Annotated in this window: 12 protein-coding genes; 5 read left to right on the plus strand and 7 right to left on the minus strand. The window is 63.9% G+C overall.

Annotated elements, in window-relative coordinates:
* Window positions 1-41: 41 nt before the first annotated feature.
* From BEMPMBAN_RS07925 to BEMPMBAN_RS07940, 4 genes are all read right to left on the minus strand, one after another.
* Window positions 42-1,265 (minus strand): thiolase C-terminal domain-containing protein, encoded by a 1,224-nt coding sequence (locus tag BEMPMBAN_RS07925; RefSeq protein WP_234897362.1) that lies wholly within the window; start codon window positions 1,263-1,265, stop codon window positions 42-44.
* On the minus strand, window positions 1,250-2,851 hold the full coding sequence (locus BEMPMBAN_RS07930; protein ID WP_159229817.1) for an AMP-binding protein: 1,602 nt from the start codon (window positions 2,849-2,851) through the stop codon (window positions 1,250-1,252). Before BEMPMBAN_RS07930 ends, BEMPMBAN_RS07925 begins: the two co-directional genes overlap by 16 nt.
* 195 nt (window positions 2,852-3,046) lie before the next feature.
* Window positions 3,047-3,832, minus strand: a complete 786-nt coding sequence (locus BEMPMBAN_RS07935; protein ID WP_159229818.1) for an IclR family transcriptional regulator — start codon at window positions 3,830-3,832, stop codon at window positions 3,047-3,049.
* Between the two features lie 4 nt (window positions 3,833-3,836).
* Window positions 3,837-4,112 (minus strand): helix-turn-helix domain-containing protein, encoded by a 276-nt coding sequence (locus BEMPMBAN_RS07940; protein WP_159229819.1) that lies wholly within the window; start codon window positions 4,110-4,112, stop codon window positions 3,837-3,839.
* A gap of 140 nt (window positions 4,113-4,252) precedes the next feature.
* Between BEMPMBAN_RS07940 and BEMPMBAN_RS07945 the strand changes: the two genes are divergently transcribed.
* The 5 genes from BEMPMBAN_RS07945 (at window position 4,253) to BEMPMBAN_RS07965 (ending at window position 7,263) form a co-directional block, all read left to right on the plus strand.
* Window positions 4,253-4,966 carry a TetR/AcrR family transcriptional regulator gene (locus tag BEMPMBAN_RS07945; protein ID WP_159229820.1) on the plus strand — a complete coding sequence of 238 codons (714 nt, stop codon included), beginning with the start codon at window positions 4,253-4,255 and terminating at the stop codon, window positions 4,964-4,966.
* Between the two features lie 11 nt (window positions 4,967-4,977).
* On the plus strand, window positions 4,978-5,778 hold the full coding sequence (locus BEMPMBAN_RS07950; protein WP_159229821.1) for an SDR family oxidoreductase: 801 nt from the start codon (window positions 4,978-4,980) through the stop codon (window positions 5,776-5,778).
* Between the two features lie 204 nt (window positions 5,779-5,982).
* Window positions 5,983-6,723: a cysteine hydrolase family protein gene (locus BEMPMBAN_RS07955; RefSeq protein ID WP_159229822.1), complete on the plus strand. Its 741-nt coding sequence runs from the start codon at window positions 5,983-5,985 to the stop codon at window positions 6,721-6,723.
* Window positions 6,724-6,748: 25 nt separating this feature from the next.
* A complete protein-coding gene (locus BEMPMBAN_RS07960) occupies window positions 6,749-6,991 on the plus strand; it encodes a hypothetical protein (protein WP_159229823.1) in 243 nt (80 codons plus the stop codon).
* Window positions 6,992-7,041: 50 nt separating this feature from the next.
* Entirely contained in the window at window positions 7,042-7,263 is a 222-nt protein-coding gene (locus tag BEMPMBAN_RS07965; protein ID WP_159229824.1) for a cupin domain-containing protein, read from the plus strand.
* Between the two features lie 102 nt (window positions 7,264-7,365).
* Here BEMPMBAN_RS07965 and BEMPMBAN_RS07970 read toward each other — a convergent pair whose 3' ends face one another.
* The 3 genes from BEMPMBAN_RS07970 to BEMPMBAN_RS07980 are packed head-to-tail and all read right to left on the minus strand — an operon-like array spanning window position 7,366 to window position 11,445.
* Entirely contained in the window at window positions 7,366-8,130 is a 765-nt protein-coding gene (locus tag BEMPMBAN_RS07970; RefSeq protein WP_159229825.1) for a 3-hydroxyacyl-CoA dehydrogenase, read from the minus strand.
* Window positions 8,131-8,179: 49 nt separating this feature from the next.
* A complete protein-coding gene (locus BEMPMBAN_RS07975; protein WP_159229826.1) occupies window positions 8,180-9,271 on the minus strand; it encodes a CaiB/BaiF CoA transferase family protein in 1,092 nt (363 codons plus the stop codon).
* Window positions 9,272-9,294: 23 nt separating this feature from the next.
* Window positions 9,295-11,445 carry a 3-hydroxyacyl-CoA dehydrogenase NAD-binding domain-containing protein gene (locus BEMPMBAN_RS07980; RefSeq protein ID WP_159229827.1) on the minus strand — a complete coding sequence of 717 codons (2,151 nt, stop codon included), beginning with the start codon at window positions 11,443-11,445 and terminating at the stop codon, window positions 9,295-9,297.
* Window positions 11,446-11,450: the final 5 nt, after the last annotated feature.

Below are 11,450 nucleotides of genomic sequence, written 5' to 3' on the forward strand. Positions count from 1 at the left end.
CTCAGCGGGTGATCCGAAATTGTTGGGGTAGCACCGTGCTGTCACTCACGGCGAAGGATGAGGGCACTGCTTCCGGGGCCCGGCATGCCGGAGGTGACCAGGCAGGTCTGCGCACCGGCGACTGTCGCCGTCGATTCTCCGCGCAGCTGGCGTACGCCCTCGACAATGTGACTGAGCCCGTGGATATACCCGTCCGCCAGGTTGCCTCCCGAGGTGTTGATCGGTAGCGACCCGTCGAGATCCAGGGCGCCGCTGGCCGCAAAGGGCCCGCCTTCGCCGCGCTTACAGAATCCGTAGTCTTCGAGCTGCATCAGAACGGTGATGGTGAAGCAGTCATAGATCTGCGCTACATCGATATCCTCCGGCCCCAGCCCCGCGAGGCGGTAAAGCCGTCGGGCCAGTGCGCTACTGCTGTTAGTGAGCGGTCCCGTCAGCAGGTTGCCCCACAGTCCGCCTTGGCGAGGAACGGCTTCGTCGCCCTGAGCCACAGCACGGATCAGGATGGCTGGCTTGTCGGTGTCGTGAGCTCGCTCGACTGACGACACGACCACTGCCGCCGCCCCATCTGTTTCCAGGCAGAAGTCATAACGCCGCAACGGATCTGCAATCATTCGGGAGTCGAGATACTTCTCCATCGTCAGCGGATTGCCGTACCGCTGCGCTGTCGGATTCTCGTTGGCTCGGCTGTGGCAGGTCACGGCGATATGCCCGAGTTGCTCACTTGTGGTGTGGTAATCGGCCATATGCTTGCGCGCGAAAAGCGCATATGCCATGCCCGGAGATTGCAGGCCGTAGGGCGAGAGGAACTCGAGGTAGCTGCCGGCGCCGCCGACCGTCCGCCCGCTGGTCCAGTCTCGCCCGAATCTCCGGCCGGATCTGCCGTTGAGTGCCCGAAAGACCAGGATGTTCTTAGCCTGGCCTGACAGGACTGCGCTGACTGCCAGGCCGACCATGCCGCACGGCGCAGCCCCCGCCCAGCTTCCCGCCGCCCAGAAGTTGACGTTCGACAACCCCAGCGTCGCAGCGAGATCGGCGTGCAGCACCTCGTCCATCTCGCATCGCACGATGCCGTCGACCTCGGCCGGCTGCAGGCCTGCATCGGTGATTGCCTGACTGGCGGCCTGTGCGGCGAGGGTCAGCGTCGAACGTCCGGAGTTGAAGCTGAAATCGGTAGTCCCGACGCCGATGATGGCGCAACGATCTCGGTTCATCTCTCGTGAGGAGGTCAGTACCGTGACTTGATTCGCGGTCATCGACGTTCCCATGACACGGCGCTCTGTTCGCGGTCCCAGGTGGCCGGCGTACAGCCTTGCTCGCGGAGCAGGTACTTGTGGATCCGCCCCAGCGGGCTCACCGGTAGCTCCGTCCGGAACTCGATGTAGCGCGGCAAGGCGAAATAGGGCATTCGGTCCTTCGACCATTCGAACAGCTCGGTCGGTGCCAGCGCGGATTGCGGGTGCAGCACCGCCGTGACCTTCACATCGTCCTCGGTGACTTCGGACGCGACCGCATGTACCGCGACCTGGGCGATATCCGGGTGCCCCATATACGTGTTCTCCAGCTCCTGGCTGGAGATGTTCTCACCACGGCGCCTCATATAGTCGTTCTTGCGATCGGCGAAATAGAAATGCCCCGCGGCATCGACTCTGCCGAGGTCTCCGGTGTGGAACCACAGGTTCCGCGTCGCCTCCACTGTTGCTTCCGGTCGACGCCAATAGCCCTGGAACATCACGTTGTTCCGGCGCGGCCGACAGATGACCTCGCCCACATCGCCGACGGGAACATCGTTGTCCTGGTCATCGACGATCCGAACTTCGAGATCGTCGGAGTTGAACTTGCCGGCAGATTCCGCTGGTGCCGATTCCTCGGGTGCTTGCAGGGTGATCGGAAAAACTTCCGTCATCCCGTACCCCTTGGCTCCGGGTGTCTTCACACCGAATCGTTGGCGCCACACCTGTTGTAGCGGCTCAGGGAATGGCACGGCGTGCACCATCCTGATCTGTCCGTAACAACGCTTCATCTCGGGCGTATCGGGGCCCTGGGCGACAATCGCCGGAAGTCCGCCGATGAGGTTGACGACGCGCGCTCCGGTTCGCTCGATCTCCGGCCAGAAACCGGATGCCGAGAAGCGCTGTGCGAGCGCAGCGGTGCCCCCGAGCATCATGGTTCCGATCAACGTCATGGACAGCACGTTGAGATGGAACATCGGCAATGGACTCCAGTTGAGTTCGTCTGGCTGCCGTTGCGTCTGCACGAGTCCGCACCGGGCGATGTTCATCGCGTAACCATGGCTGATCATGCAGCCCTTGGACGGACCCGTCGTGCCGCCCGTGTACGTCAGGCACATCAGGTCATCCGCTTCGGCGGCGACCGGAGCGGGTGCCGTCCTGTTCCGGTAGTCGTCGAGCTGCTCGATCCGGATCCGGCTCGGGCCATCGAATCGTTCTGTCCCCCTGTGCAGGACGATTTCGACATGAGACAGTCGGTCATCGATCGCTACCAGCCGTTCCACCAAATCGGGTTCGGCTATCACCACGGCCGCCCCGGTATCGGTGACAACGTGACGAAGGAACTCGCCGCGCAGGGCTGTGTTGGTGCCCACCCATACCGCACCGAGCATATTGGCGCCAATCCACGACGCGACCGCATCGATGTGGGTGTCCTGCAAGCTGACCACTGTCTGCCCCTTGCGCACACCGAGGGCGTTCAAAGCTCCCGCAAGGTCCCGCGCACGCTCCCAGACATCTGCATAGGTGTGCACCTCCCCGGCAAAATCCAGGAACGTGGCGTCCGGATGCTTCTCGACACAGCTGGCAAGCAGCTCCACGACGCCGCACTCAGTCCCGGCCATCTTGTCCCACATCGGTCTGTGCTTCCACCCTCTACTCGTTGTCCCGTTCCGGCGCAACCGTTACCACCGCCGCTCTGTATCAAGTGAATACAGCGCCCACGGCAACAACAAGCGAGTGCATTTCAGATAGCCACCGGCCGATGTGCACGCTGATGCGGAGGGGTCTGATCGATTCGGTGAGACGCCGCGCGACCGCTACTTCCGTGAGCCGGTGTCTGCCGCGCTGGCCGACGCGATACCGATGGCGTCCGATATCCGTGCCGCTGTCTGGGAGACGGTAGCTTCCGTCTGCTCCCTGACTCGTGGAGTTCGGCTCGACGGGAAGGCTGCCCCCAACGCCATCAGCCTTTCTCCCCCGATTAAAGACACTGCGACACAAGATATCCCGTATGCGAACTCTTGGTCGCTGCGCGCGACCTCATTATCAGCCATCTCATGTTCTAGCCTCGCGGCTGTCGTGACCGTGTGGGTGGTGCGGGCTTCGAACGGGTGCTTCGCCACGTAGGCGGCTCGTTGCGGCGTCGACATCCGGCGCAGGATGTCCTTGCCGACGGCAGTGGCATGTCCGGGGATCGTCATGCCTCGCCAACATTCGAATCTCGGTGTGGAGGCGTGCGTGACGAACTGGGTCACCACGATGTCGCCGTCGCATAGTTCACCGATGCTGACAGTGACGCGTGCCTCGGCGGCGAGGGCGGCGATGCCCTCTCGGATCAATCGCAGACTCCTTGCCCGGAACTCCAGTTGATTGACGGAAGCCATCTGATAGCCCAGCGAGTAGCGCCCGTCGGCCAGTCGGCGCAGGTAGCCCTCATGGACCAGAGTGCGGACGAGGTGGTACGTCGTTGGCAGCACGATGCCGGTTCGGTTGCTCAGTTCACGTGCGGTCAACGGTCCCCACCGGGTGACCGCCTCCACCAGCCTCATCCCCCGCTGAAGACTCTGAATCAGGGTCGGCGATGCGACCGACTCGGTGTGCATGCCGCTAGTTCAACCCGGCGAGACATTGCAGCTCCCGCGTGTCGGGCGCGAGAGCGGCCGCTGCGCGGCAACTCTTACCGAGAACGTATGAACCGTCATCCAGTCGTACGAGGTAGTCGTCGTGGACGAGGGTGCGCAGCAGGTGATAGGCGGTGGGCAGCGGCAACTTCACCGCCCGGGCGACGAGCTTGGCATGGATGGGGCCCTCCGCAGCGACAACATTGATGATCTGCAGGCCGCGCTGCAACGACCTGACCAGCGTCTTCTCAGGGGAAGCCATCGGTGAAACTCCTACTGGGCTACATGTAACAGCTACTTACATGTGGATAGTAAGTGACATTTACATGTGATGCAAGACACCTGGCGGCCCAGGGCTCGGCGACTTGCAGTAGCAATGTTAAAACCCTTAACATCTGAAGAGTGGCCAGTCAGGAATCCGTGAGATCGGGTGCGCTCAAGCGGCGCTCATACCACCATGGGAACCTGCGCGACGCCCTGGTCGAGGTGTCGGTCGAGCTCATCGCACGAGATGGCGTCGCGACGTTCTCGATCGCCGAGGCATGTCGGCGACTCGAGGTCAGTCCCGGCGCCCCCTATCGCCACTTCACCGATCGCGAGGATTTACTGACTGCGATCGCGATCAGATCCTGCGAGGTTCTCGCTGCGCACATCGCCAGGGTCGTCGACGGTGAAACCGATCCCACCGAACGTCTCGTCCGCGCGGCACGGGCCTACGTCGAGTTCGCGGCGATGAACCCCGCATTGTTCGAAGTTCTCTACACCAAGGACGTGTTCGTTGGTGGCAACGCCAAGCTGACCGAACCGGTCCGTCCCCTCGTCGAAGCATTTCTCATTCCTGCATCCGAGATCCCCGGCGTAACCGGCACACATGCCAGCAACCTCGCGGTCGCCGCCGCCGCCGTAGCGCATGGCTACGCAGCGTTCCTGCCAGGTGGCACATTCAGCGACTCCCCCGATGCACTCGCCATCGCCGCAGACGACGCGGCTTGTGCTACCCGTGCACTGGTCATGGGTCGGGCCGCCCTCACTGGCAGACCCGGCGAATCCACGGTCGCGCTCGCAGGTCTGCCGGTACAGACGTGGATCGACATCGTCTCAGAAACCGAAAGGTGAGCATCCACACGATGACGTCCGACACCTTGGATGCCGAGCCGGCTGTAGGACTGGCACCCGATCAGATTTTCGACCTCAGCGGGCGTACCGCGCTGGTGACAGGCGCGTCCAGCGGTCTGGGCGTCCAGTTCGCCCTCACTCTGCAGGCAGCAGGCGCAAAAGTAGTCGTCGCTGCGCGCCGCATGGATCGGCTCGAGTCCCTGTGTGCCACTCATCCCGAATTGGTCGCCATGCCCTGCGATATCGCCGATCTCGATTCAGCAGAAGCCGTACACCGGGCGATCGAGGAGCGGGTCGGCCCGATCGACATCCTGGTGAACAACGCCGGTACCAGTATCCCCGCAAGGGCCGAGGACGAGGACCTGTCCGACTTCCGATACGTCATGGACGTCAACCTCGTCGGCGCGTTCCGGCTGACGCAGCTCGTAGGACGACGGATGATCGAGCGCGGCGGCGGCAACATCATCAATGTGGCCTCCATCCTCGGACTCGTTGCCGCAGCACCGAACCGGCAGGCCGCATATTGCGCCTCCAAGGGCGGGCTGATCAACCTGACCCGGGAACTGGCGGTCCAATGGGCCCGGCACGGGATCCGTGTCAACGCGTTGGCGCCCGGCTTCTTCCCCAGTGAAGCGACCGCCGAACTGCTGGATGACGACGCCGGTAGCTCCTACATTCGCCGCAACACACCGATGGCACGGGCCGGACGCGACGGCGAACTCTCCGGAGCACTGCTCCTGCTCGCTAGCGATGCCGGGTCCTTCATCACCGGTCAGGTCTTGGCTGTCGATGGCGGTTGGACTGCGCGCTAGTAGTGCTTCGGACCGGTTTCGTTTCAGTCACCGGACAGTGTGCAGCTGAACACAATTCGCCATTGACACCGAAACTTTCTGCGACAACGCAACTCGCCATATGAAGTATGGCCACTTGAACGCGGGAGCAATACCCGGTGAAATGAGAGCAGCGGCGAAATCACAATACCGATGCACTAGGAGAGTCACATGCACAATAGTCCCGTGTGGCGGAACTGGCCGCGACGGATGCATTTCCCACAATGGCCGCTCGCGCAGAACCGGCTGGCATGGATCCGCGGGCATCAACGAGTGCCCAAGGAGTTCCGGGTCGGATCTGCTGAGGCGAATGGCGCGATCGAACCGAAGCAATGCGCGCTCGTGGCCATTGATCTCGAGCCAGAAGTTACAGGCACCCTTGATCATTCAGATTCACTGATCTTCAGTGTGAACTCCGCGATCGGGACGTTCCGCCGCCATGGCGGCCATATCTGCTTCGTCCGAACAGCATTCGACGATCTGGATTATCGCTTCGTACCGTCGACAAGCCGGGAATTCTCCGAGGTAGCTCGTGAACGCCGTTTTCAGAACGGCGCTCTGGCGACGGGACTGCACCCGGGTCTGGCAACCGATCCCGAGGACACCGTCGTGCGGAAGACCCGCCTGAGCGCGTTCTCCACGACGGACCTCGATGAGCGATTGACGAACCTCGGCATCACCACGCTCATTCTGGCCGGTGCCCACACCAGCGGTGCCATCCTCTCGACCGTTCGCGAGGCCGCTGACCGCGACTACCGGGTGCTGGTGCTGTCCGATGGCGTCCTCGACCATGACCGGGACCTACACCACCTCATCCTCGACCGTATCCTGCCGAGTCAAGCCGAGATCGTCACCGCCAGCGATCTGCACTCCCGCCTCGCGAGCAGTCCCCTCTACAACGGGACCGGCTCACGTTCCGGCAACTGACCACGACAAATCAGCGGGACTGACCATGGATTCATTCGATCGACAGATCGTTCAGTACGTCCGGTCGTGGGCTCCGTTCGGTGGTCCACCGCAGGACGAGATACTTCCCCTATTCGGGTTGACCTTCCCCCAGTTCGACCAACGCTTCAGGGACATCATCGCATCACTGCAGGCGCGGGCGTCTGTTCTGGCTGATGAGGACCGGGAGCTGCTGGTCACGGTGCAGCGTATGCTCGCCGCACGGAAACCGTTGTGCACCAGCCGGTGAGGCCGGGCAGCGATGACGGCGAATGCCCTCTACCAGAGGTTGACGTGCGCATGGCCCCGCCGTCGGCGGCGGACCCGGAGTCCGCTGCCACCAATGCCCCGTGGCGCTTCAGCGGACATGTCGAAATCCACGCAAGCAACGGCGCGACAATACATCTCAAAACCGGGGATATCGTGCTGGCACGCGACACCGCCGGCGTCGACCGTCTCGCGGCGGTGGCCGAAGGAAACATTCCACTCGTTTTTCTCACCCACCCCGAGAAACCGGTCTGACCGCGTCCCTGCAGGAACACGGCTGCCTTCGTACTGTGGAAGAAGAGGTTGAAGAACTTGGCGTAACCGTCTGCAGCAAGGGCGAAACCGAGCCGTCGGTCCTCAGCGGGGAGCCATGCGGATGGCGCCGTCGAGGCGGATCACCTCGCCGTTGAGCATCGGATTCTCAACGATATGGGTTACCAGAGCCCCGAATTCGTCGGGGTCACCCAGCCTGGCGGGATGCGGGACCTGCGCTCCGAGTGACTGCTGCGCTTCCTCGGGAAGCGAACCCAACAGCGGGGTTCTGAACAACCCCGGCGCGATGGTCACGACGCGGATCAGTTCTCGTGACAGGTCTCGCGCGATCGGCAGAGTCATACCGACGATGCCGCTCTTGGACGCCGCGTAGGCGGCCTGGCCGACTTGGCCGTCGAACGCGGCCGCCGAGGCCGTGTTGATGATGACGCCGCGCTCCGGTGAATTGCCACCGTCGAGGGGCGTAGTGCGCGCGATCCGCTCAGCCGCCAGCCGCAGCACATTGAAGGTGCCGATCAGGTTGATCTCGACCACCTTGCGAAAGCCGTCCAGCGGGAACGGCCCGTTCTTGCTCAGCGTCTTGATGGCATTGCCGATACCAGCACAGTTGACGTTGATGCGCACCGGACCAAGCGACTCCGCGAGGTCGAGCGCGTCGCACACACCGCGCTCGTCGGTCACGTTGGCGGCGACGAAGCGGGCGCGTTCGCCCAATCCGGTGACCACCGCATCACCCTTGAGGTCGATCACCACCACATGAGCGCCAGCTGCGAGTAGTCGCTTTGTGGTAGCCAGTCCGAGCCCGGATGCGCCCCCGGTGACGACTGCTACCGCGTCTTTGATCTCCACGTGCCGTACTCCTTTCCAGGTGGCCGCCCCGGCCGACCTGATGACGGGTCTATGTCCAGTCGTGCAGGACGGAGTCGGTGTCTGCGCCGCGTCGACGTGGCGGCCGCGGTGGGCCGGTCGCACTGCGGGAGAACCGGGGTGCGGGCGCGGGCTGCAGCTGACCCTCGTCGTCATAGAAGGTGTTGCGCTCCACGATGTGCGGTTCGGTGAGAACCTCTCCGAAGGACAGCACCGGGGTCACACAGGCATCAGCAGCGGCGAACACACCGGCCCAATGGTCACGATCTCGGGTGGCGAACCTCTCCGTGAATCGCGCGCGCAACTCCGGCCAGCGCTCGATATCGTTCTGGCCCGGCAGATCCGCGTCGGCCAGATCCAGACCCTGCAACAGCACCCCGTAGAACTTCGGCTCGATCGCCCCCACCGCAACATATCGGCCATCGGCACACACATAGGTGTCGTAGTAGGGGGCGCCGGTGTCCAGCAGGTTGGTGCCGCGTTCATCCGACCACAGGCCGTTGGCCCGGAAACTCCACATCGCCTGGATCAGCACGCTGGATCCGTCCACCATGGCGGCGTCGACCACCTGTCCCTTACCCGAGGTGTGACGTTCGTAGAGCGCGGCCAGGATTCCTACGAGCAGGAACATCGACCCACCGCCGAAATCCCCGGCCAGGTTGAGCGGCGGCACCGGTCGCTCACCACGTCGGCCGATCGCGTGTAGAACACCGTTGAGCGAGATGTAATTGATGTCGTGTCCGGCCTGCGTTGCACGGGGACCGTCCTGCCCCCACCCGGTCATCCGGGCGTAGATCAGCGTCTCGTTGACCTTCGCGCAGTCCCCGGGTCCCAGGCCGAGACGTTCGGTGACGCCGGGGCGGAATCCTTCGATGAGAACGTCGGCGTGGGCGATCAAGTCGAGCACGAACTCGCGTCCCTCCTCGGATTTCAGATCAGCGACCACCGACCGCCGGTTCCGCAGCGTGGCATCGCGCTTGTTGACCGGGATACCGACGCTGTCCCCGGGCCGTTCGATGCGCGCTACATCCGCGCCCAAATCACCGAGCACCATCCCGGCATGCGGTCCGGGACCGATCCCGGCAAGTTCCACGACACGCAAGCCCTGCAAGGGTCCCGCCATGTGCACTCCTCGCGTGATGTCGGTCACGCGCCAGTGAGCAGCAAATCACCGGAGCACAGCGATTCCGGCGGTGTGAAGCGCGGCCCGTACTTGTCCTGTAACTCGGTCGCGCGCGCGACGAACGCGGTGCGGCCGCCTGGGTAGCCGGCGATGAACTGTGCCGCGCCACCCGTCCACACCGGGAAACCGATGCCCAGCATGGACCCGACATTGGCGTCGGCGGTGGATCGCAACAGGCCGCTGTCCAAGCAGCGCGCGGTGTCCAGTGCCTCGGCAAACAGCAACCGGTCGATGAGTTCCTGCAGATCATCTGCCGGCTGTCCGGGCCCGAAGTGTGCCTCCAGGCCCTTCCACAGCCCCACTCTCCGCGCATCGTCGTATTCGTAGAACCCGGCGCCGGCAGCCCGGCCGGTGCGCTGCGCGTCGATCAACGTCGCCAGCACCGCATCGCCTGGGTGATCGGCGAACGAGGTGCCGCTGACCTGGGCCTCCGCCCGGAACTGGCTGAAAATCTTGTGGGGCAACGTCACTGTGAGCTCATCGATCAGCGCGAGGGTGCCCACCGGGTATCCCGCCTGCAGCGATGCCTGCTCTATCGATGCCGGCGCAATGCCCTCGCCGAGCATGGCTGCTGCCTCCAGCAATCGGGACAGGATGACTCGGCTGGTGAAGAACCCCCGACCGTCGCCGACGACGATCGGGGTCTTACCCAGCTGCACAGCGATGTCGAATGCCTTGGCCAGCGTCTGCTCACTGGTCTGCTCACCGACAATGATCTCGACAAGATCCATGCGCTCGACCGGTGAAAAGAAGTGCATACCGATGAAATCGGTTGGCCTGCCGACGGCCCGGGCTAGACCGGTGATCGGCAGTGTCGAGGTGTTCGACGCCAACACCGCATTCGGTGCCAGCGCGTCGAGGATCTCGCCGAAGACCTCGGCCTTCAGGTCCGGGTCTTCGAAGACGGCCTCGATCACCAGATCACAGCCAGCCAGGTCGGCGACTTCGGCGGTCGGCGTGATGCGGTCGAGGATCTCGTCGACCTCCGCCTGGGTGCGCCTACCTTTGTCAGACTCCTTGCGGAGTGCCCTCTCCGCGTGGGCCTTTCCCTTTTCGGCGCGTGCCAGATCGACATCCTTCAGCGCCACCCGCAAACCCGAGAGCGCGCTCGACAAAGCGATACCGGCTCCCATCATCCCCGCACCCAGGACCGCCACCGATTCGGCCCGGTGTTGCGGAAAACCGTCGGGACGGCTGGCGCCCTGAAGCACGGTCTGCCGGTCGAAGAAGGTCCCCTGGATGATGTTGGTGGCGATCTGCCCGGTGGCCAGCTCGACGAAGTACCGCGTCTCCACAGCCAGTGCGGTGTCGATGTCGACCTGGGTGCTCTCGACTGCCGCCGACAGAATGGCTGCCGGCGCCGGCATCGGCGCGCCCTTGTGGTGGGCGCGCAGCGCGGCCGCCCGCGAGGGCAGGGCGGCCTGGACGGCCGGGTCATCCGCGCGGCCGCCGGGGATGGCATCGGCATCGTCCCAGGTTTGACGTGCCTGCGGGTTGGCGGCAATCCAGACGCGCGCCTTGGCGTGCAGTTCTTCTGCACTGGAGGCCAGTTCGTCGATGAGTCCGAGCGCGACGGCGTCTGTCGGACGGTAGGTGCTACCCGATAGGAGCACCTTCGTCAGTGCGGTGTCGAGGCCGAGCATCCGGACGGTACGCACGATGCCGCCGGCACCGGGCAGCAGTCCGAGTGTGACCTCGGGCAACCCGATCCGGATCCGGGGATTGTCCAGTGCGATCCGATGATGACAGGCCAACGCCAGCTCCAGACCTCCCCCGAGAGCGGTGCCGTTGATGGCGGCGACGACCGGCACGCCGAGACTTTCGAGTGAGCGCAGCTGGCTCTTGATGGTCGTGGTGAGGGCGCTGAACTCGGCACTGTCGGCCGGGGTCGCTGCTAGCAGGTCGTGGAGATCACCACCGGCGAAGAACGTCTTCTTCCCCGAACTGATGACCACCCCGGACAGCGTGTCGCCCATCGCCGCGAGTCGGTCGAGCGCCTCGCCGAACGAACTGACGTATGCGAGATTCATGGTGTTGACGGACTGTGCGGGATCGTTGAACGTCAAGGTGACGATGCCAGAGTCCTCGGCCCATTCAATAGTGTTGCCGGTCACGAATT

Source organism: Mycolicibacterium austroafricanum, from assembly GCF_902705885.1.
GTDB classification, from domain to species: domain Bacteria; phylum Actinomycetota; class Actinomycetes; order Mycobacteriales; family Mycobacteriaceae; genus Mycobacterium; species Mycobacterium vanbaalenii_A.